The organism is Chloroflexota bacterium (assembly GCA_015478725.1).
Classification (GTDB): domain Bacteria; phylum Chloroflexota; class Limnocylindria; order Limnocylindrales; family CSP1-4; genus C-114.
The window spans coordinates 1-21192 of record JADMIG010000023.1 but is presented as its reverse complement, the minus strand read 5'-3'; the positions used below and the strand labels follow the sequence as shown (position 1 = coordinate 21192).

Below are 21192 nucleotides of genomic sequence, written 5' to 3'. Positions count from 1 at the left end.
GTGGGGCGCCGGGTCGATCGCGATGCAGGGGCGGCGGTGCGTGGCCGGTCGGCGAGCAGCATCGATGACGGAGATAACGTCTCGTCCGCGGCTTCGGTTCTCCCACCGTTCGCACGAAGCGCCGACCGACGACCAGAGCCGCGTCGCGGGCCGGTCGGCCGCCGTCGCGGTCAAGCGGCTCATCGATGTCGTCGGCGCGGCGGCGGCTCTCGTCGTGCTCGCGCCGCTCTTCGCTCTCGTCGCAGTCGTCGTCGCCATCGTCGACGGACGGCCGGTGCTCTTCCGCCAGCGGCGCGTCGGACGTGACGGCGCAGCGCTCACCATCTGGAAGTTCCGAACGATGGTCCACGACGCGGAGGGGCGGCTCGGCGAGGTGGCTCCGCGGAACGAGGTCCGCGGTCCGGGATTCAAGCTGACCGACGACCCCCGACTCACGAGGACCGGCCGGTTCCTCCGTCGCTCCAGCCTCGACGAGCTCCCGCAGCTCTGGAACATCCTCGGCGGCGAGATGAGCCTCGTCGGGCCTCGGCCGGCGCTGCCAGCCGAGGTGGCTGCGTACGAGCCGTGGCAGCGCCGCCGGCTGTGCGTGAAGCCGGGCCTGACCGGGCTGTGGCAGGTGAGCGCCCGCAACGACGACGATGTCGACCGCTGGGTCCGCCTCGACCTCGCCTATATCGACGGCTGGTCACTCCGGCTCGACGTCACGATCCTCGCCCGCACGTTGCCGGCCGTCCTCGCCTTCGACGGCCGCTGAAGCCGGTCCGCCCGGCGATTTGGTCCCGGAGGAGGGAGTCGAACCCTCATGCCCTTGCGGGCGGCCGATTTTGAGTCGGCTGCGTATGCCATTCCGCCACTCCGGGCCGAGTGCAAGTGTAGGCGGCGGGTGGCTAGACTCGGCGTCACCCACATGCTCGCCGGAGGTTCCATGCGAACGCTCGAGATCGGTCTCGTGCTCCCGATGGGAGAGCCCTTCGTCGACGGCGCGACCCCGCGATGGGTCGAGATCCGTGAGCTCGCGCAGCGGGCCGAGGAGATCGGGTTCGATACGGTCTGGACGGCCGACGAACTCTTGTGGCGCCCGCCGGACGGCAAGACGCAGGGGTGGTGGGAGTGCGTCGCGATGACTGGCGCGGTGGCGGCCGCGACCTCGCGGGTGAAGGTCGGCACATGGATCCTCTCCGCACTCCACCGGAATCCCGGGATCACCGCGAAGGCCGTCGAGACGCTCGATGAGATCAGCGGGGGCCGCTTCGTGTTCGGCCTCGGCTCGGGGCACGCCGGTCACCAGGCGCATGCCTTCGGGTTGCCCGAGGACCATGTCTTCGGCCGGTTCGCGGAGGCGGTCGAGATCATCGTCCCGCTCCTGCGACAGGGTCGGGCGGACTTCGAGGGGGCTTTCCACGCAGCGCGCGATCTGGAGCACCGACCGGTCGGACCTCGCCCCGGCCGGATCCCGATCATGATCGGCGCCAAGGGTCCGAAGATGCTTCGTCTGGCCGCGCTCCATGCCGACATCTGGAGCTGGTACGTCGAGGAGCGGAGCGACTTCGAGGAGTTCGGGCCGCGCCTCGCGGCACTCGAGGCAGCCTGCCTCGAGGTCGGCCGCGATCCCGCGACGATCGGCAAGTCAGCCGGCATCGTCGTGGAGCCGACGTCAGTCACCGGCTCGGCCGAGGTGTTCGGCGCACCCTTGCGTGGCTCGGCCGAGGAGATCGCCGCTGGCCTCCGGGCGTTCCGTGCCGGTGGCTTCACCCTTGTCGAAGTCCTGGTCTGGCCACCGACACTGGCCGCGCTCGAGGCGATGGCGCCCGTGGTCGAGCTTCTGGACGCCGACTGATCGAGGATGACGGAGGGCCCGGAACCGGCGCGCTGCAAGGAGCGTCCCGGGTCCCACCCCATGCTAGATTCGGTCCGCCTCATCCCTGCCGCCCGCAGGAGCCGCCCGTCCGTGGACGACCCTCGCCCCGCCGCCGCCGGTGCGGTCCCCGATGCCGAGGGTTCGGCGACGGTCGAGGATCCGATCCAGCGTCGCGACCGCATCCTCATCGAGCGTGCCCGCGACGGCGACCTCGAGGCGTTCAACGATCTCGTGACGTGCTACCAGGATCAGCTCTGGGCGCTCGTCGTCCGCATGGTGCCGGATCCGGACCAGGCCGCGGACGCGGTGCAGGAGGCGTTCTTCTCGGCCTACCGCAACCTCGCCGCGTTCCGCGGCGGGAGCGTCCGGAGCTGGCTCAGCCGGATCTGCGTGAACGCCGCGATGGACGCCCAGCGCCTCCGGAAGCGCCGACCGAGCCAGCCGTACCCGGAGCTCGAGGACGATTCGTGGCAGCCACCGACGGGGCCGGAGGCGGATCCGGAGCGACTCGTCGTGCTGGCCGAGCGATCGAGGGCGCTCGCGGAGGCGATGTCACGCATCGGCCCGGACCAGCGGACGGCGATCGTCCTCTTCGACGTGCAGGGATTCGACTACCACGAGATCGCCGCCATGACCGGCGTCTCGCTCGGCACGGTGAAGTCGCGGATCCACCGCGGCCGGCTCGCGCTCCGGGGCATCCTCGAGGGGCGCATGGAACTGTTCCGCGGATGAAGCCGTCCAACCGACGATGCACGACCCGATGACGAGCCGCGACGACCACGGCGAGCGCAGCCGATCCTCCCGACCCATGGGTACGCTCGGTCCCCACGACCGCCACGACGGGATCGTCATAGCGGCGTACGCCGCGGACGACCTCACCGGCGTCGATCTGGCCGCCGCCGCGGCGCTCGTGGATGGCTGCCCGGACTGCGCACTGCTCGCCGCCGATCTCCGCTCGATCGCGATCGCGACGAGCGTGCTCCCGGTGCCGCCGCGCGAGCGGGACTTCCGTCTCTCGACGACGGATGCCGCTCGACTCCGCCGCTCCCACCACTGGTGGATGCTCGGAGGCCTGGCCCGGGGCGGCTGGCCACTGCGGCCGGTCGGCGTCGGGCTCGCGACCCTCGGTCTCGCGGGCCTGCTCTTCTCCACGATCCCCGGCGTCGGGTCGACGTTCCTCGGGACGACGGGCGGCGTGACGACGAATCGGGCGGGGGCCGCCGGCTCGGCCGCAGCGGCGGTACCCTCGATGCCGACGGACGCCCTGGCGCCCGCGCTCGGCGCCGCGGTCGAACCCAGTCCACCGCGCCCGGGCGTCGCCGTGCCGGGTGGGCCCGTCGCGGCCGCGAGCGCCGTGCCGACGTCGAAGAGCGCTCCGGCGGCTTCCGCGGCGACCGTGCCCGAGGCGGCGGCGTCGCGGGGGATCGCCGGTTCGCAGCCGGTTCCGGGCAGTGTCGTCGCCGTGCGCCCGCCGGACTGGGGCGCGATCGTGGCTGTCGCGTCGGGCGTCCTCGTGCTGGCCGGGCTCCTCCTCGTGCTGGTCGGCACGGTCATACGGAGACGCGCGACCGTCTGATCAGCGAGTCAGACCTCCACGGGGACTGCGTAGACGTCGTCGGCTGGGTGTCCAGCCCGCTCGTGGACGCGTCGGACGGCGTCAGCGCTCGGCGCCTCGGCCAGGCAGAAGACCATGCCGCTGTCCGGATCGGCCCAGGCTCGCTGGAAGTCGACTCCTTCATCGCCCTGGATGTCCAGATCTGCCTGGTGCGCTTCCTTCAGCGCCTCTGGCGTGATGCCCTTCATGCTGCGATGGACGTCCATGAATTTCGGCATGCCGTGGGTCCTTCCTGCGATCGTGCGGGCCCCCGTCCAGGACACCAACGGTACTCCGCGGTGCAAGCGGGAGCCCAGGTCTCACGTCGCCGGACGCGACCCGGCTGCCGGCTACACTGGCCGGACGAACCCACGACGTCCGATCCATCCCGAGGCCTGCCGATGGACCGCCTGATGCTGCTCGACGGCAACGGGCTCATCTACCGCGGATATTTCGCCCTGCCGCCGCTCACGACCTCGCGCGGCGAGCTCGTCAACGCGGTCTTCGGCTTCTGCAGCATCGTCCTTCGGGGCTTCGCGGACATCCGCCCGGACTACGTCGCGGTGGCCTTCGATCTCTCCGGCCCGACGTTCCGCCACGAGCGGTTCGCCGAGTACAAGGCGAACCGCCAGCGGATGCCGGACGATCTCCGGGACCAGTTCCCGAAGGTCCGCGAGGTTGTCGCCGCCCTGCGGATCCCCGTCTACGAGATGGCCGGTTACGAGGCGGACGACGTCATCGGCACGCTCACCGTGGAGGCGGAGCGGCGGGGCCTCGACACGACGGTCGTCACCGGCGACCTGGACATGCTCCAGCTCGTCACGGACCGGACGCGGCTCATGACGACCCGATCCGGCGTCCAGAACACGGTCATCTACGACCCGCCGAGGATCGAGGAGCGCTATGGCCTGCGGCCGTCCCAGATCGTCGACTTCAAGGCGCTCAAGGGCGATTCGACCGACAACGTGCCCGGCGTTCCCGGCGTCGGCGAGAAGACCGCGGCGAGGCTCATCGCCACACACGGCGACCTCGACGCGCTCTACGAGCGGATCGACGAGGTGACCCCGGAGAAACTCCGCGCAGCGCTCCTCACGGCACGCGACCGGGTGCTCGAGTCGCGCGAGCTGATGCGGATCGTCCGCGACCTGCCCGTGTCCCTCGACCTCGACGCGGCGCGCCTCGGCGACTACGACCGCGAGACCGTCATCCGGCTGTTCCGCGAATACGAGTTCCGGACGCTCATCGAACGCCTCCCGGCACTCTCGGGCGAACGAGCCGACGAGACCGTCCAGGCGCTCCGGGCGACGACCGCGGACGGTTCCTTCCCGGCCGCCCAGGTGGCCGGCAGGCCTGCGGGCTGGGGGCCGGACCGCGCCGGCACGGGGGCCGCCTCCGGATCGACCGCGGGTTCGGCGGGCGGCTCGCCCGGACGCAACCGCTCGCTCCTCGGCGAGGGGCCCGGCCTGCAGCTGTCGCTCGATTTCGACGCCCTCGGCGGCGGCGCGGCAGCGGCGACGAGTGTGGCGACCGTCCGACGGATCGTCGATGCGGCGTCCCTCGAGGCGATCTCCCCGGAGGCTCCCGGCGACGCGCTCCGGGGCGCGATCGCCGATCCGGGGCGGATCGCGATCGTCGATGCGGACGCCGTGGCGGGGCTCGGGCCATGGCTCGCGACGCAACCAGCCGTCGGCGTCGCGATCGTCCTCGACGATGCCCGGCCGTATCGGAAGACGCCGCTCGCCCTCGCCGTCGCCGGCGCCGACGGGCGCGTCGTGGCCACCGAGGGAGCCGCGGCATCGAGTGCCCTGCGCCGCCTGCTCGAGGAGACCGGCACACCGCTCGTCGGCCACGAAGTGAAGTCGCTCCTCGTCGCCGGCTCGACGGACGAGGAGAGGCGCCGGGCCGGAGCCGTGGTGTTCGACACGCAGATCGCCGCGTATCTCCTCAACGCCAGCCTGCGGAGCCAGACGATCGCCGACGTCGTCGCGGAGCGTCTCGACCTCATCCTTCCGCCGTCAGCGGAGCTCGCTCCGGCCGCGCGCGCCGGGCTGGAGGCGCTGTCTGCGATCGCGGCCCGAGGACCGCTCGAGGCCGACCTCGCTCGGCAGGGGCTCGATCGGCTGTTCCGCGACATCGAGCTGCCGCTCGTCCCGATCCTCGCGGCGATGGAGGCCGTTGGCGTCGCGCTCGACCGCGACCGTCTTGCGGCCCTCGCCGACGAGTTCGCGACGGAGATCGCGCGTCTCGAGGCGGAGATCTACCTCGACGTCGGCCACGAGTTCAACCTCGGCAGCCCGAAGCAGCTCGAGCAGGTCCTGTTCGGCGATCTCGGGTTGCCCAGGGGCAGGCGTACGAAGACGGGCTACTCGACCGACGCGTCGGTCCTCGAGGACCTTCGGGCGGCCCATCCGATGGTCGACAAGCTGCTCGAATGGCGGATCTACACGAAGCTCCGATCGACGTACGTCGAGGCCCTTCCGTCGCTCATCGACCCGCTCGACGGGCGGCTCCACACGACCTTTCACCAGGCGGTCGCGGCGACCGGCAGGCTCTCGTCGTCCGACCCGAACCTCCAGAACATCCCCATCCGGACGCCGCTCGGCCGCCGCATCCGGGCGGCGTTCGTCGCGGGCTCGCCGGATCGCGTCCTCGTGGCCGCCGACTATTCCCAGATCGAACTCCGGATCCTCGCCCACGTCAGCGGCGACGAGCACCTCCGGGAAGCGTTCGCCCGGGGGGCGGACATCCACCGCGACACCGCCGCCCGCGTCCTCCACAAGGATCCCGCCGACGTGACCGTGGATGAGCGGTCGATGGCGAAGATGGTGAACTTCGGGATCGCCTACGGGATGAGCGACTTCGGTCTGTCGAGCCGGGCGGGGATCTCGCGGGACGAGGCGCAGGCGTTCATCAACACCTACTTCGCGACGTATTCCGGGATCAGCTACTACATGCTCGCGATCAAGGAGCAGGCCCGCGAGCGGGGCTACGTCACGACCCTCCTCGGCCGCAAGCGACACATCCCCGAGCTCGCCGCCCGGAACCCGACGCTCCGTGCCGCGGGCGAGCGGATGGCGATCAACATGCCGATCCAGGGGACCGCCGCCGACATCATCAAGCTCGCCATGATCCGCCTCGCCGACCGACTCCGCGAGGGCGGATCCGCGGCCCGCCTCATCCTGCAGGTCCACGACGAGCTCCTTCTCGAGGTCCCGCGCGAGGAGGTCACCTCGCTCGTGCCGGTCCTCCGCGAGGCGATGGAGGGCGCGATGCCACTCGACGTGCCGCTCACCGTCGACATCAAGGTCGGCGACGACTGGGAGGCGATGGCGCCCGTCGATGCCTGAGCTTCCGGAGGTCGAGACGATCGCCCGCGATCTCGGGCCGCGGATCGTGGGCGCGACGATCGGCGGCGTCCGCTCGTCCTGGCCGCGCACGCTCCGAGGCAGCGATGCGGAGGTCTTCGCCGCGGCCGTCGTCGGCCGCCGCATCGAGGCCGTCGGCCGACGGGCGAAGCTCGTCCTCGTGGAGCTCGCCGGGGGTGTCGTCCTGTCCGTCCATCTCAGGATGACGGGCCAGCTCTTCGTCGTGCCGGCGGTCGCCCCGGACGACCCGCATGTCCGCCTCGTGCTCGAGCTCGCGGACGGTCGTGAGATCCGGTTCCGCGACATCCGCAAGTTCGGTCGGGTGGGCGTCCACCATCGGGATCCGCAGACCGGTGCGCTCGTCGAGGGTGGTGGCGGAGCGCTCGCGGGACTTGGTCCGGAACCGCTCGACCCGTCGTTCACGGTCGCCCGGTTCCGCCGGCTCGTCCGGGCGCGGCGCGGCCGGCTCAAGCCCCTCCTCCTCGACCAGTCGTTCGTGGCCGGGATCGGCAACATCTACGCGGACGAGGCGCTCTGGACGGCGCGACTCCATCCGCTCCGGCGCGCATCGTCGCTCCGCCCGGCAGACGAGCGGCGCCTCCACGCGGCGATCCGGGCGATCCTCGCCGAGGCGATCGTACGGCGCGGATCGTCGATCGACGATTACACCGCGCCGGACGGGGACGGGAGCATGCAGGAGCGCCTCGTCGCGTACCAGCGGACGGGTGAGCCATGTCCCCGCTGCGGTCGCGACATCCGCCGGATCGTCGTCGGGGGGCGGGCGACGCACTTCTGCTCGTGGTGCCAGCGACTGCCGGCGGTCGACCAGGCGGGCGCGGGCGCCATGCTCCGTGGCATGACGGGTCACCGTCATCGCTCGGGAGGCCGGTGGACCGACCTCGGAGGGATGGTCGATGCCGTGCCGCTCGGGCTCAGCGGCGCAGAGGCGCGGGCGGTGGCTGCGCGGGCGCGGACCGAACGGACCCGACGGGCGGCAGCCACCCGGCGCGCCGCGGCGCGCCGGGTCGTGGGAGCGGAACCCTGATGTCGCTCCTCCGCCTGTCCGCCGTCGGCCGCGAGATCGGGACGTTCACGATCCTCGACGAGGTGAGCGCTGCCATCGCCGTCGGCGATCGGATCGGCCTCGTCGGTCCGAACGGGGCCGGCAAGACGACGCTCCTCCGGATCGCCGCCGGGGTCGACGAACCGGACCACGGCGAGGTCCACCGGCGGCGCGGCCTTGCGCTCGGGTTCCTCCTCCAGGAGTCGCACTTCGACGCCGCGTTCATGGCCGCCCCCGACATCCGCACCGCGGTCCGATCCGGGGCCGCTCATCTCGAACGGATGGAACGGGAGATCCGGGCCATGGAGCTCGATCACCGGGTGACGGAGACGGCCTACGAGCACCTCCAGCACACATACGAGGCCCTCGGCGGCTACACGCTCGATCAGCGTGTCGACGAGGCGCTCTCGGGCCTCGGCTTCGCCCGATCGGACTGGGAGCGGCCGCCGGTGGCGATGTCCGGCGGCCAGCAGACCCGTGCGACGCTCGCTCGCCTCGTCGTGGCTGATCCGGACCTGCTGCTGCTCGACGAACCCACGAACCACCTCGATATCGCGGCGCTCGAGTGGCTCGAGGAGCACCTTCGGCGGCGCTCCGGGGCGATCCTCGTCGCGTCGCACGATCGGGCGTTCCTCGACGCGACCGTGTCGCGGGTCTGGGAGCTTCGAGATCGCCGCCTCACGGTGTTCCGCGGCGACTGGTCCACCTACCACCGCCAGCGCATCGAACGCGACGAGCGCGCGGCGAAGGACGTGGCGAGTCAGGCGTCGGACATCGAACGCGAGCGTGAGCTCGTCCAGCGCTACCGGAGCCATCGGAAGTTCAGCAAGATGCATGAGCACGAGGCGCGCCTCGGGCGGCTCGAGGAGGCACGGGTGGATGCGCCGCGGACCGGAAAGCGCCTCCGGATCCCGGCGACCGCGCTCGCGGGTGCCGGCCCGCGCCGGTCCGGCGAGACCGCTCTGACCATCGAGGGACTCGTCGTCGGGTATCTCCCATCGCGGAGCGGGGATGGCCTCGCGGGCGAGGATCGCGGGACCGAGGGAAGCGCGCCCGTCGAGATCGCCCGCGCCCCGTGGCTCAGCGCGTCGCGAGGGGAACGGATCGGTATCGTCGGCCCGAACGGGGCCGGCAAGACGACGCTGCTCCGGACGATCGCCGGCGACCTGCCGCCCCTCGACGGGGGCCTCGCCCTCGGCCACGCGACGCAGCTCGGCTACCTTGCCCAGCTCCGCGAGGCGGCCATCCCCGGCGCCACCGTCCTCGAAGCGCTGCTCGACGCACTGCCCGTCACGGCCGGCGAGGCACGCGGTTACCTCGCCCGGTTCCTGTTCCGCGACGAGGACGTGTTCAAGGAGGTCCGCACGCTCTCCGGTGGTGAGCGGTCCCGGCTCGAGCTCGCCCTCCTCGGGATCATGCCATCGAACCTCCTCCTCCTCGACGAGCCGACCAACCATCTCGACATCCCGGCTCGGGAGGCGATCGAGTCATTCCTCGCCGACTCGCCCGCGACGATCCTCGTCGTGAGCCACGATCGACGGTTGCTCGAGACCATCTGCGACCGGCTGTGGGTGGTCGGCGATGGCCTGGCCGTGTCGTTCGACGGTGGATACCGTGCCTGGCGCGTGGCGGCGAGCGAGGGGTGGACGATCCGCGATGCGGCCGCGGCCGAGGAGCGGCGCCTCCACGGCGGTCGGGCCGTGCCCCCCCTGCGCGGGTCAGCCGCGCGGGAGCGATCGGCAGCGGAATCCGGCCCCTCCCGCGCGTCCGCGGCGGCAGTCCCGGCCGCGCCCCCGGTCCGCAGGCCGATCCGGTCGCGCCTGTCGAAGGATCGATACCGGCGAGAGCGATCGACGATCGACGGCGACCTCACGCGGCTGGGCCTCCGGAAGGGCCACCTCGAGCTCGCGATGAGCGATCCGTCCGTCCAGGCGAACTTCGTCGAGCTCCGCCGGATCGCCTCGGAGCTCGCCGATGTCGAGTCGACACTCGCCGCCGCGGAGGAGGCGTGGCTCGAGCTCGAGGAGCGCGCGCCGTGACCGTCTCGCGCCGTGGCGGATCGCATCCGTCGGCGCCGCGTGCCGTGCGCATCGGCCTGAGCGGACCGATCGGGTGCGGCAAGTCGACGATCGGACGCTGGCTCGGCGACCTCGGTGCGGTCGTCATCGACGCGGATGCCGTCGCTCGTGCCGTGTCGGGGCCGGGCACGCCGATCGAGCGAGCGATCCTCGAACGCTTCGGCGGCGCGGTCGAATCTGCCGACGGCGGGGTGGATCGGTCCGCCCTCGCCCGCGTCGTCTTCGCCGAACCGGCGGCCCTTCGCGATCTGGAGGCGATCGTCCGGCCGGCCGTCCGCCCGCGGATCGCCGCCGCACTCGACGCCGCGGACGCCGCGGGCGCGCCGGCGGTCGTCGTCGAGGCGATCGGTCTCCTTGACAGCGGACTTGCGGCCGACTGTGACGAGGTCTGGCTCATCGAGTGCGACGAGGCCAGCCAGCGGGCGCGGCTCTCGGGTCGCGGCACCCCGGCGCCGGATGCGGAACGGCGGATCCGGTCACAGCGCGGGCTCGTCGAGCGCCTCGTGCCGGTCGCGACGCGGCGGATCGACACGTCGGGGGAGACGGCGGCCGTCCGTGCGACGGTCGAGGCGGCGTTCGTGGAGGCGCTGGCGGCGCCGGGGCGCTGAGTCCGCCGACCCTGCGGGCCTGCGGCCGGGCCAGAAGATAGAACGCCCGTTCGCAAGCGGAGGGTGCCGCAGTGGTATCGTTCGACCGTGCCCGATTTCCAGCTCGTCGCGGATTTCGTCCCGACCGGCGACCAACCAGCCGCCATCGAACGGCTCGTCGACGGGCTCGGACGAGGCCTTCGCCACCAGACGCTGCTGGGGGCCACGGGGACGGGGAAGACGTTCACCGTGGCTCAGGCGATCGCCCGCCACAAGCGGCCCACGCTCGTGCTCGCCCACAACAAGACGCTCGCCGCCCAGCTCTACGCGGAGTTCCGCGAGTTCTTCCCGAACAACGCCGTCGAGTACTTCGTCAGCTACTTCGACTACTACCAGCCGGAGGCGTACCTCCCGCGCTCGGACACGTACATCGAGAAGGATTCGAGCCGCAACGACGAGATCGACAAGCTGCGCCACGCGGCGACCCACGCCCTCTTCGAGCGACGGGACGTCATCATCGTCGCCTCCGTCAGCTGCATCTACGGTCTCGGCGCCCCGGTGGACTACGGCGCGACGGTCCTCCGCCTCCGGGTCGGCGGTCAGTATCGGCGCGACGCGGTGCTCCGCCACCTCGTCGACCTCCAGTACCAGCGCAACGACGCCACGATCCAGCGCGCCCGGTTCCGCGTTCGAGGCGACACGCTCGAGCTCCAGCCGGCCTCCGAGGACCGACTCGTGCGGGTCGAGTTCTTCGGTGACGAGGTGGAGCGGATCAGCGAACTCGATCCGCTCACCGGCGAGCTCCTCGCGGAACGGAAGGAGATCAACGTCTATCCCGCCACCCACTTCGTCACCCCGGCGGACAAGCTCGGCGAGGCCCTCGTCGACATCGAGGCGGAGATGGAGACACGCGTCGGCGAGATGGAGGCGGCGGGCCGGATCCTCGAGGGCGCGCGACTCCGGCAGCGGACGACATTCGACCTCGAGATGATGCGCGAGCTCGGCTACTGCTCGGGCGTCGAGAACTACTCGCGACACCTGTCGCGACGGTCCGCCGGCAGCCGGCCGTGGACGCTCCTTGACTACTTCCCACCGGACTGGCTCCTCGTCGTCGACGAGAGCCACATGTCGATCCCGCAGGTGGTCGGCATGTACAAGAACGATCGGACGCGCAAGGAGATCCTCGTCGACTTCGGCTTCCGGCTGCCGTCCGCGCTCGACAACCGGCCGCTCACCTTCGAGGAGTTCGAGTCGAGCATCAACCAGGTCATCTACATGAGCGCGACGCCCGGGCCGTACGAGCTCGAACGGAGCGAACGGGTCGTCGAACAGCTCATCAGGCCGACCGGCGTCGTCGACCCCCGGATCGTGGTCCGGCCGACCGACGGCCAGATCGACGATCTCCTCGAGGAGATCCGGGCGAGAGCCGAACGCGGCGAGCGGGCGCTCGTGACGACGCTCACGAAGAAGATGGCGGAGGACCTCGCCGACTATCTCCGCGAGCTCGGGATCAAGGTCCAGTATCTCCACAGCGAGGTCGACACGCTCGAACGCGTCCAGATCCTCCGCGACCTCCGGCTCGGCGTGTTCGACGTCCTCGTCGGCATCAACCTCCTCCGTGAGGGCCTCGATCTACCGGAGGTCACCCTGGTCGCGATCCTCGACGCGGACAAGGAGGGCTTCCTCCGAAGCTCGTGGTCGCTCATCCAGATGATCGGTCGGGCTGCCCGGAACACGGCCGGCGGGGTCGTCATGTACGCCGACAGGATCACCGATTCGATGCGCGCGGCCATCGACGAGACGGACCGCCGTCGCGCGATCCAGGAGGCGTACAACCGGGAGCACGGGATCGAGCCGACGACGATCAGCAAGGAGATCCACGACATCAACGAGCGGCTCCATGCCGTCGCCGAGCGGACGGAGGTCTACCGACCGGGCTCGTCGCCCCATGCGCCGGGCGAGCTCCCGGCGACGACCCGCGCCCAGGTCGAGCGGCTCATCGCCCAGATGGAGGCCGAGATGAAGTCGGCGGCGAAGCAGCTCGAGTTCGAGCGCGCCGTGGCCCTCCGCGACGAGATCCAGTCGATCCGGCTCCGGGTCCTCGAGGAGGATGCCTCGGCGCAGGTCGCCCGGGCGGTCGAGCGGGTGGTCCGCGGACCCGCTCGCGGGACGAGGCCCGGTTCGACCGCATCCCGTCCGGCTGCGCGGCTCGAGGTGACGTCCGTCACGGTCCTGCCGGCGGCCGAGGAGCCGGCCACGACGCTCGGGCCGACGGGCGGCGAGGGCGATGCCGCCACGGAGGACGGGTCGGCGGGCGACGGCACCGCGGCCGACTGGCTCCCGGGGATCCGCGACGAGCACGACGAGGACGCGGGATGGCAGGCCCGCTGGCTCGACCGGCCGACGTGGGATCGGACGGTGACCCCGAATGTCATCCACCGGACGGGGACCCGATCGCCGCACCGCCGGCGGCGCTGACCGGTGACGGTCAGGGTGCGAAGCAGAATCGCACGTCTGTTCTATCCGCCGGGTCTGCCGTAGACTAGGGCCGTGCCCCAGGATCAGATCGTCGTGCACGGCGCACGCGAACACAACCTCAAGGACGTCACGGTCGCCTTCCCGCGCGATCGGCTCGTCGTCATCACCGGCCTCTCCGGCAGCGGCAAGTCGAGCCTCGCGTTCGACACGATCTACGCCGAGGGTCAGCGCCGGTACGTCGAGAGTCTCAGCGCGTATGCGCGGCAGTTCCTCGGTCAGATGGAGAAGCCGGACGTCGACCAGATCGACGGGCTCTCGCCGGCGATCTCGATCGACCAGAAGGGCTCCAGCCGGAACCCGCGCTCGACCGTCGGCACGGTCACGGAGATCTACGATCACCTCCGGCTCCTGTTCGCGCGGATCGGGCATCCGTTCTGTCCGAACGGCCACGAGATCGAGCGTCAGACGGTCCAGCAGATCGTCGATCAGGTGCTCGCCCTGCCGGACGGCACGCGACTCCTCGTCCTCGGACCGCTCGTCAAGGATCGGAAGACGGAGGGCGACCGCGTCTTCGAGAGCGCCCGCCGGCAGGGCTTCGTCCGGGTGCGGGTGGACGGCGAGCTCATGGACCTGACGGAGGTGAAGCCGCTCGACCGGTACAAGCGTCACTCGATCGAGGTCGTGGTCGACCGCTACGTCGTCCGCCACGTCTCGCCCGACCCGTCGAAGGATGGCGCGGAAGGATCGCCGACGGATCCGGATGCAGCCCGACTGGCGGACAGCATCGAGACGGCGCTCCGTCTCGGTGAAGGCGTCGTCGTCGTCGCCCCCGTGCCACGGGACGGCGAGGAGCCGCCGTTCACGGAGCGCCGTTACTCGGAGCGGTTCACCTGCCCCTACGACGGCTACACGATGGAGGAGCTCGAGCCGCGGAGCTTCAGCTTCAACTCGCCGCATGGTGCATGTCCGGCCTGCACCGGGCTTGGAACGCGGCTCGAGGTGGACCCGGGTCGCCTCATCCCGGATCGGGACCGCAGCCTCCGCGACGGCGCGCTTGCGCCCTGGGCCCGCCTCCCGATGGAAGAGTCGTGGCGATCGCGGATCATCGAGGCGATCTGCCGTGCCCACGGCTGGGACTACGAGGTGCCGGTCCGCGACCTTCCGCCGGAGGCGCTCGAGTATCTCCTCCACGCCCCGCGCGACGAGCGGGTCGTCATCGGCTATCGCCACGAGCGGGGCGAGAACACCTACACGGCGACCTTCGAGGGTCTCGTCAACCATCTCGAGCGCCGCTACCGGGAGACGGAGTCCGAGTACATCAAGACCGAGCTCGAGAAGTTCATGGTGAGCCGGCCGTGTCCGACCTGCGATGGGAAGAAGCTCCAGCCGGGGGCCCTGGCGGTCCGCATCGGCGGCCGGAACATCAGCGATGTGGCGGCGCTGTCGGTGCTCGACGCCCTCGCCTGGGTCGCCGTGCTGCCGGATCGCATCTCCGACCGCGAGCGGACGATCGCCCGGCTCGTCCTCAAGGAGATCACCGCCCGCCTCGGCTTCCTCGTCGACGTCGGCCTCGACTACCTGACCGTGGACCGGACGAGCGTCACGCTGTCCGGTGGCGAGGCGCAGCGGATCCGCCTGGCGACGCAGATCGGGACGACGCTCATGGGCGTCCTCTACATCCTCGACGAACCGTCCATCGGCCTCCACCAGCGGGACAACGCCAAGCTCATCGCGACCCTGACCCGGCTGCGCGACCTCGGCAACACTGTCCTGGTCGTCGAGCACGACGAGGAGACGATCCGGACCGCCGACTGGATCCTCGACATCGGACCCGGTGCCGGGGAGCACGGTGGCGAGATCGTCGCGAACGGCCCGCTCGAATCGCTGCTCGGGGAGCCTCGCTCGATCACCGGCGCCTACCTTCGCGGCGACCGCTCCGTCCCGATCCCGACCCGGCGACGGACGGGGAACGGGCACGTCCTCGCCGTCCGCGGCGCGCGCGAACACAATCTCCGTGGCGTCGACGCGGAGTTCCCGCTCGGCTGCTTCGTGGCCGTCACTGGCGTCTCCGGCTCGGGCAAGAGCACGCTCGTCACGGACGTCCTCTACCGTGCCCTCGCCCGGGACCTCAACGGCGCTCGCGATGAGCCGGGCGCCCATGACCGGGTCGAGGGGATGGAGCACATCGACAAGATCATCGAGATCGACCAGAGCCCGATCGGCCGGACGCCGCGGAGCAATCCCGCGACGTACACCGGGCTCTTCGCGCCCATCCGCGAACTGTTCGCCGGTGTCCCGGAATCGCGGGTCCGCGGCTATGGCCCGGGACGGTTCAGCTTCAACGTCAAGGGCGGTCGCTGCGAGAACTGCAAGGGTGACGGGATCCTCAAGATCGAGATGCAGTTCCTGCCGGACGTCTATGTCCCGTGCGAGGTGTGCGGCGGGCGCCGCTACAACCGCGAGGCGCTCGAGATCCACTACAAGGGCCGCTCGATCGCGGACGTGCTCGAGATGACGATCGCCGAGGCGCTCGACGTCTTCGCCGCTGTCCCGGCGGTCGCGTCCCGGCTCAGGACGCTCGATGACGTGGGCCTCGGGTACGTCCACCTGGGCCAGCCGGCGACCACGCTGTCCGGCGGCGAGGCGCAGCGGGTGAAGCTCGCCACCGAGCTGTCACGACGGGCGACCGGGCGAACCCTCTACGTCCTCGACGAGCCGACGACCGGCCTCCACTTCGCCGACGTCGAGAAGCTGCTCGAGGTCCTCCATCGGCTGGTGGACGGCGGCAACACCGTGATCGTCATCGAGCACAATCTCGACGTCATCAAGACCGCCGACCGGATCATCGATCTCGGCCCGGAGGGTGGCCTCCGCGGCGGCCGGATCATCGCCACCGGAACGCCCGAGGAGATCGCCGCGACGGAGGGCTCGGCGACCGGCGAATATCTCGCCCGCGTCCTGCGCGGTGAGCCACTCGTGCCCCTCTCCGATGTGACGTTCGCCGGCTCGTCGCGGCGCGCCGGAGCGATCGTAGCCGTCGCCGCGGCCGCGCGCTGAGCGCGTCCGGTACCATCGGTCCATGCCCGACATCGACTTCGCCTTCCTCGCCGATGCGGCGGACACGACCCCCGGCCAGAAGTTCCATGTCCTCGGTGGCGGGATCAGCCGGATCGGCGGTCCGGGGTTCCCCCTCCGTCACCCGCACGTCGCCCTCGTCGTCTCGCTCTCGATCACGGTCCCGGAGTTCGGTCACGAGCATGAGGTCCGGATCGTCTGCCTCGGTCCGGACGGCGCGGAGGTCGCACCGCCCGCCATCGCGAACGTCGCGTTCGCCGGGGGTGACGGCCACGACACGACGGTCACGTTCGCGGTCGATCTCTGGAATCTCACCTTCCCCGCGCCCGGCGAGTACTCGTTCCGGGTCCTCATCAACGGATCGGAACGGAAGCGGCTCCCGCTCGCGATCGCCCGGACGGAGGAGGGGAGCGGAGCCGGGCCTGCCGGGTCCGGATCGCTGCCGCGGCCGGATCCCACGACGAGCCGTCGCTTCGACGCCTGACGCCGCGATGGTCCGTCGGCGCTGCCGGTGCGTCGCCCGGAGTTCTGCGTGACGGTGCCTCGGGCGAGCGGCGGGCCAGCTCGCCACGAGCTGCCCGAGATCGATGCGGCGGCGCTCGCCGCCGCTCGTCACGCCGATCGGCTCCTCGCGGCGGCCAGGGCTTCCGGTTCGGAGCGTTGGGCGCGGTTCCTCTCGCCGCTGCCGGACCGGCTTCGTGACGAGGCGCCGGCCGCGCTGCGGAGGACCGCCGCCCGGGCGCGGGCGGCGTTCGGGCCGAAGGACTCGATCCGTGACGCCCTGCCGGATGAGCTGACCCTCCCGTTCCGCGACGCCCTCGACGCGCTCGGGCGCGTGCTCGCCGTGCACGACCGCCGCGCCTGAGATCCACCGCTCCCGATCGATCGGGCGATCGCTCGGGCGTCGGCACCGTCCCGTTCCCCATCCACGGGCGGGCCGAGCGGCCCCTCGATCCGGGACGGTCGGCCCATGCCCCGCCGATGGCCCATCCGCCACAGTCCGAAGATCAACCGGTCGGAGGAGACGATGGGCTACCGGATCGACATTGACCACGGGAACTGCATCAACTGCGGCATCTGCATGGACGTGTGTCCCGTGGAAGCCCTTGACATGACCCGACCGGAGCGGACCGGCGTCGAAGGCCTGGCTCCGATCCCGTGGCTCATGGAGCACCCGGTCCAGGTCGGCGAGTGCGTCGGTTGTCACGTCTGCGTCGACGAGTGTCCGGTCCACGTCATCACGCTCGCGACGGCTGCAGGCCCCACGTCACTCGCGCCGCGGCAGGGTCCCATCGAGCGCCCGGCGGCACGGGCGGCGGGGGACGCCTGGATCCCGCTCTCGGCGGTGACCCGCGAGGTGCTCAAGCCCGACCATCCGACCCCCTGGGGTGGCGCGTTCACCACCCGCTCGCACGATCCGGCGGTGGACGATCGAGCGCCCTGCCAGGTCGCCTGCCCGGCGGGAACGGACGCCGGCCGCTACGTCGGCATGATCGCCGCGGGCCGCTACGACGACGCATACGCGGTGAGCGCCGAGGTGAACCCATTCCCGTCCGTCTGCGGCTGGATCTGCACGGCGCCGTGCGAGGCCGCCTGCCGCCGCGGCACCCTCGACGAGGCGATCGCCATCCGGACCCTCAAGCGGTTCGCCGTCGAGCACGGCCAGCTGCCCACCGCGGCCCCGCCGGCCATGCGCCGGTCCACCCCGGTCGCGATCGTGGGTGGCGGACCGGCCGGCATGTCGGCGGCGTACTACCTCGCCCGCCTCGGCTACCCGGTGACCGTCTTCGAGGCGATGCCCGTGCCGGGAGGCATGATGGCGATCGGCATCCCCGAGTACCGGTTGCCGCGGGAGGTCCTGCGGGCGGAGATCGACCGGATCCTCAGCCTCGGCGTCGAGCTCCGGCTCGACCAGGCCATGGGGCGGGATCTATCCCTGGCGAGCCTCGAGTCGGACGGTTATCGCGCGGTCTTCCTCGCGACCGGAGCCTCGAAGAGCCGTCGTCTCGATGTCCCGGGCGACGATCTCGCCGGGGTCATCCCGGCGACCCGCTTCCTCCGCGACGTCAACCTTGGCGCCGGACCGCGGCTCGCGGGACCGGTCGTCGTCGTCGGCGGCGGGAGCACCGCGATGGACGCGGCACGGTCGGCGCAGCGGAGCGGCGCGGAGACCGTCACCGTCCTCTACCGGCGCGGTCGGGCGGAGATGCCGGCCCAGCCCGAGGAGGTCGAGGCGGCCGAGCGCGAGGGGATCGAGATCGTCGAGGCGATCGCCGTGACGAAGGTCCTCGGGACGGACGGTCGGGCGATCGCGGTCCGCGGCCTCCGTCAGCGGGCGACCGAGCGCCTGGAACGCGGTCGGGTCGTCTTCGAACCGATCCCCGGCGGCGAGATCGAGTTCCCGGTGTCGACCATCCTCGTCGCGGTCGGCGAAGAGCCCGACCCGTCGATCCTCCCGGAGGGCGCGGGGATCGGGATCAGCGACTGGGCGGGGATCGTCGCGGACCCGGGGACGTTCGCGACGGGCCGCCCGGGCGTCTTCGCCGGCGGCGACGTCGTCTCCGGCCCGAAGACGATCATCGACGCGGTCGCCGCCGGACGGCACGCCGCCGCATCGATCCACGGTTACCTCTCCGGAGCCGCGGATCCAGAGGCGGAGATCCTGCGCGTCGTCCGTCACGCGACGGCCCGCGAGCGGCGGCTCGAGCTCGACCTCGGCGTCCGGCCGCGGGCACGTGCACCGCTGCCGGCCGTCGCCGTGGACACCTTCCGGGCGAACCAGCTCGGCTTCGACGAGGCGACCGCTCGCCACGAGGCGGCGCGGTGCTTCCGGTGTGACGTGATCGCGGGTTGTCCGACGGTCACGGTGATCGCCGGCCGCGGTCCCCGGCCGGACATGGCAGTGACGATGGGACAGGGAGGTGCGTCGATCGGCGCGCCCGTGACAGGAGGTGCTCGGTGACACCGGATCAGGTCTCGGGGTTCTTCGCCGCGGGAGAGAGCTTCGTCGAGGGGACGATCGCGGCGGCGCTGGTCGTGCTCTGGCTCCTCGTCGTGGCACTCCATCTCGCTCGGCCGTACATGGTCGCGAACCTCCGGAAGTTCAGCCTCCGGCTCGGCGCGGACCTGTGGTGGATCGTCTACGTGGCGCTCCGCGATCTCCTCGTCGTCCAGGTCTTCCTCGGCAGCTTCATCTTCTTCTACCCGGACGTCATCGGAAAGCAGAACCTGCCGATCACCGGCGGCCTGGCGGCCGTGAGCGCGTTCGCCGTCCTCCTCATCAAGCTCATGACCCGGGGCGACGCGGATCTCCGCTGGTTCCGGATCCAGACTTTCCTCCTCGGGATCGGGGCGAGCCTGTACATCGTCCCCTACCTCCTCGGCGTCCAGGTGACGACCGTCGGGACCGATGCCGGCAACCAGCTTGCTGCGATCTTCGTGACCTCGCAGAACCCGACCTGGGCGTTCCCGCTCGCCTACCTCTCGGCGATCCTCGTGGGCATCCTCGCCCTCGTCGCCGTCACCTACAACCTCCGCCAGACATCCGTCCGGCGGCCGACCGCCGGGACGACCGGGGAGGACGCGCGATGACCGCCGACCAGCTCGCCACCGCCCTGACGACGGGCGGCTCCGCCTGGCTCGTCCTCTCGATCGCCGCCATCCTGCCGATCCTCTGGGCATTCACCCTCGTGCTCCATTTCGCCCGACCGTACATCGTGCGCTTTCTCGGCACGCTCACCCTGCGGTTCGGGGGCGATGTCTGGTGGTTGTCGTATGTGCTCATCCGCGACGGCCTCATGGTCATCACCCTCGCGCTCAGCACCGTCTTCCTCATGCCGAACCTCTACATCGGACTCGGCCTGCCGATCACGGCACCGCTCGCGACCGTCGTGCTCTTCTGGGCGCTGACGATCAAGCTCACCCGCGACTCGGATGACGATCCGCGGGCCTTCCAGCGGGTGAGCGCCCTGCTCGTGATCGCCTCGATCCTCTACATCGTTCCCCAGATCTTCGGTCTGGAGGCACACGACCAGGTCGACTCGTGGAACGCGATCGGCGGGTTCGGCTGGATCCCCGGCGCACTGTCGGCGAGCGACGGAGCCGGGAACGTGAACCCGTGGGCCTGGCCGATCATCGAGCTCAGCCTCGCGCTCTTCGGCCTCACCGGGGCGGCGCTCTTCACGCGGTTCGTCATCCGCCTCGGCGGGGGCGCGGCGGCGGACGGCGCGGAAGGCTGACCGGGCTGCCATCCGGTAGCTCGCCGAACGCCTCGCTGAGGAACGGCGACGGGGATCCGGGGTCGTAGCTGATCGTCAGGGAGCGCCGCGCCCGCGTCCAGGCGACATACGCGAGGCGTCGCTCCTCCTCGAGGGCGCGGACCGGATCGGCCGCCTCCGCGATCGCCCGCGCGCTCGGGAATCGGGCGGCCTCCATCCCGACGACCGCCACGTCGTCGAACTCGAGACCCTTCGTCGCGTGCGCCGTGGCGAGGGTGAGGCGCGCGTCGTCGCGGCGGAGAGCGACGAGGCGGTCGCGGCGGTGGCGGACGGCGGCAGCGAACGACGAGCCGCTCGTGTACGGCGGTGCTGCCGCGAGCAGCGCGTCGGCGAGTCTCCCGCCATCCGCCTCGCGTGATCGTTCGCGGTCTCGGATCGACCCGACGCGGATGAGGAGCGGCACGCGTTCGTCCGTCTCGACGAGCTCGTCGAGGAGCGCATCGAGACGCTCGTCGTCGAGCGGCGTCTCGAGTCGTTCCGCCCGGAACGGAAGGTCCCGGTCGAGGGCGACCATGAGCGCGGGCAGGAGCTCGCGGTTCGTCCGGGCGAGGATTGCCGTCGTCCCGTCATCGGTGGGCCACGAGTCAATGATGCGGCCCACGCGGACCGGCTCGTCCGCCGGGTCGGGTGCGAGGATGAGCCGTCCGGCCGCGTCCGGTCGGGCCGTCACGACCTTCGGGAAGCGCTCCCGGTTGTGGGCGACGAGACGGACGGCCCGCTCCACGACCGGCGCGGGGGAGCGGAAGTTCGTCGTGAGGTCGAACCGCTGGAGCCCCGGCAGGGCCGCGGCCAGGCCGAGGACCCGCCGGACGTCCGC

General features: G+C 71.4%; 17 protein-coding genes and 1 tRNA gene. 15 read left to right on the top strand and 3 right to left on the bottom strand.

The window, feature by feature from the left end; all coding sequences use genetic code 11:
- The first annotated feature begins 22 nt into the window (after window positions 1-22).
- Window positions 23-754 (top strand): sugar transferase, encoded by a 732-nt coding sequence (locus tag IVW53_12285; GenBank protein MBF6606350.1) that lies wholly within the window; start codon window positions 23-25, stop codon window positions 752-754.
- 20 nt (window positions 755-774) lie between these two features.
- On the opposite strand, the gene IVW53_12280 is transcribed toward IVW53_12285, so the two are convergent.
- Window positions 775-860, bottom strand: a tRNA-Leu gene (locus IVW53_12280).
- Between the two features lie 23 nt (window positions 861-883).
- On the opposite strand from IVW53_12280, the gene IVW53_12275 reads away from it, so the two are divergent.
- From IVW53_12275 to IVW53_12265, 3 genes are all read left to right on the top strand, one after another.
- Complete coding sequence (locus tag IVW53_12275) at window positions 884-1837, top strand: LLM class flavin-dependent oxidoreductase (protein ID MBF6606349.1); 954 nt, start codon at window positions 884-886, stop codon at window positions 1835-1837.
- 111 nt (window positions 1838-1948) lie between these two features.
- Window positions 1949-2590, top strand: a complete 642-nt coding sequence (locus IVW53_12270) for a sigma-70 family RNA polymerase sigma factor (protein MBF6606348.1) — start codon at window positions 1949-1951, stop codon at window positions 2588-2590.
- A gap of 28 nt (window positions 2591-2618) precedes the next feature.
- Window positions 2619-3434, top strand: a complete 816-nt coding sequence (locus IVW53_12265) for a hypothetical protein (protein ID MBF6606347.1) — start codon at window positions 2619-2621, stop codon at window positions 3432-3434.
- Between the two features lie 8 nt (window positions 3435-3442).
- Here IVW53_12265 and IVW53_12260 read toward each other — a convergent pair whose 3' ends face one another.
- Window positions 3443-3691 carry an SCO4226 family nickel-binding protein gene (locus tag IVW53_12260; GenBank protein ID MBF6606346.1) on the bottom strand — a complete coding sequence of 83 codons (249 nt, stop codon included), beginning with the start codon at window positions 3689-3691 and terminating at the stop codon, window positions 3443-3445.
- 162 nt (window positions 3692-3853) lie between these two features.
- Here IVW53_12260 and polA point away from each other — a divergent pair, with 162 nt between their 5' ends.
- The 11 genes from polA to IVW53_12205 all read left to right on the top strand — a co-directional run bounded on the left by polA (window position 3854) and on the right by IVW53_12205 (window position 20336).
- On the top strand, window positions 3854-6799 hold the full coding sequence (polA, locus tag IVW53_12255) for a DNA polymerase I (GenBank protein ID MBF6606345.1): 2946 nt from the start codon (window positions 3854-3856) through the stop codon (window positions 6797-6799).
- The gene (gene mutM, locus IVW53_12250; protein MBF6606344.1) at window positions 6792-7862 is read left to right on the top strand and encodes a bifunctional DNA-formamidopyrimidine glycosylase/DNA-(apurinic or apyrimidinic site) lyase; all 1071 of its coding nucleotides are present in this window, start codon (window positions 6792-6794) and stop codon (window positions 7860-7862) included. The genes polA and mutM overlap by 8 nt, the downstream gene beginning before the upstream one ends.
- Window positions 7862-9919 carry an ABC-F family ATP-binding cassette domain-containing protein gene (locus IVW53_12245; protein MBF6606343.1) on the top strand — a complete coding sequence of 686 codons (2058 nt, stop codon included), beginning with the start codon at window positions 7862-7864 and terminating at the stop codon, window positions 9917-9919. Before mutM ends, IVW53_12245 begins: the two co-directional genes overlap by 1 nt.
- Window positions 9916-10566 carry a dephospho-CoA kinase gene (gene coaE / locus IVW53_12240; GenBank protein MBF6606342.1) on the top strand — a complete coding sequence of 217 codons (651 nt, stop codon included), beginning with the start codon at window positions 9916-9918 and terminating at the stop codon, window positions 10564-10566. Before IVW53_12245 ends, coaE begins: the two co-directional genes overlap by 4 nt.
- Window positions 10567-10653: 87 nt before the next feature.
- Window positions 10654-13023 carry an excinuclease ABC subunit UvrB gene (uvrB, locus tag IVW53_12235; GenBank protein MBF6606341.1) on the top strand — a complete coding sequence of 790 codons (2370 nt, stop codon included), beginning with the start codon at window positions 10654-10656 and terminating at the stop codon, window positions 13021-13023.
- Between the two features lie 72 nt (window positions 13024-13095).
- Entirely contained in the window at window positions 13096-16080 is a 2985-nt protein-coding gene (gene uvrA, locus IVW53_12230) for an excinuclease ABC subunit UvrA (protein ID MBF6606340.1), read from the top strand.
- A 22-nt stretch (window positions 16081-16102) separates the two neighbouring features.
- Window positions 16103-16582 (top strand): hypothetical protein, encoded by a 480-nt coding sequence (locus IVW53_12225; GenBank protein ID MBF6606339.1) that lies wholly within the window; start codon window positions 16103-16105, stop codon window positions 16580-16582.
- A gap of 48 nt (window positions 16583-16630) precedes the next feature.
- The gene (locus IVW53_12220) at window positions 16631-16963 is read left to right on the top strand and encodes a hypothetical protein (protein MBF6606338.1); all 333 of its coding nucleotides are present in this window, start codon (window positions 16631-16633) and stop codon (window positions 16961-16963) included.
- Between the two features lie 105 nt (window positions 16964-17068).
- Window positions 17069-19060 (top strand): FAD-dependent oxidoreductase, encoded by a 1992-nt coding sequence (locus tag IVW53_12215; protein MBF6606337.1) that lies wholly within the window; start codon window positions 17069-17071, stop codon window positions 19058-19060.
- The gene (locus tag IVW53_12210; protein MBF6606336.1) at window positions 19057-19689 is read left to right on the top strand and encodes a hypothetical protein; all 633 of its coding nucleotides are present in this window, start codon (window positions 19057-19059) and stop codon (window positions 19687-19689) included. Before IVW53_12215 ends, IVW53_12210 begins: the two co-directional genes overlap by 4 nt.
- The gene (locus tag IVW53_12205; protein ID MBF6606335.1) at window positions 19686-20336 is read left to right on the top strand and encodes a hypothetical protein; all 651 of its coding nucleotides are present in this window, start codon (window positions 19686-19688) and stop codon (window positions 20334-20336) included. The genes IVW53_12210 and IVW53_12205 overlap by 4 nt, the downstream gene beginning before the upstream one ends.
- Here IVW53_12205 and IVW53_12200 read toward each other — a convergent pair.
- Window positions 20290-21192 (bottom strand): ATP-dependent helicase (locus IVW53_12200; GenBank protein ID MBF6606334.1); only part of this gene is annotated, 903 nt, incomplete at its 5' end. The genes IVW53_12205 and IVW53_12200 overlap by 47 nt on opposite strands.

Coding starts and splice junctions, on each gene's coding strand:
- IVW53_12285 (MBF6606350.1), top strand. CDS start 23: ATGCAGGGGCGGCGGTGCGTGGCCGGTCGGCGAGCAGCATCGATGACG.
- IVW53_12265 (MBF6606347.1), top strand. CDS start 2,619: ATGACGAGCCGCGACGACCACGGCGAGCGCAGCCGATCCTCCCGACCC.
- IVW53_12260 (MBF6606346.1), bottom strand. CDS start 3,691: ATGCCGAAATTCATGGACGTCCATCGCAGCATGAAGGGCATCACGCCA.
- polA (MBF6606345.1), top strand. CDS start 3,854: ATGGACCGCCTGATGCTGCTCGACGGCAACGGGCTCATCTACCGCGGA.
- mutM (MBF6606344.1), top strand. CDS start 6,792: ATGCCTGAGCTTCCGGAGGTCGAGACGATCGCCCGCGATCTCGGGCCG.
- IVW53_12245 (MBF6606343.1), top strand. CDS start 7,862: ATGTCGCTCCTCCGCCTGTCCGCCGTCGGCCGCGAGATCGGGACGTTC.
- IVW53_12225 (MBF6606339.1), top strand. CDS start 16,103: ATGCCCGACATCGACTTCGCCTTCCTCGCCGATGCGGCGGACACGACC.
- IVW53_12215 (MBF6606337.1), top strand. CDS start 17,069: ATGCCCCGCCGATGGCCCATCCGCCACAGTCCGAAGATCAACCGGTCG.
- IVW53_12205 (MBF6606335.1), top strand. CDS start 19,686: ATGACCGCCGACCAGCTCGCCACCGCCCTGACGACGGGCGGCTCCGCC.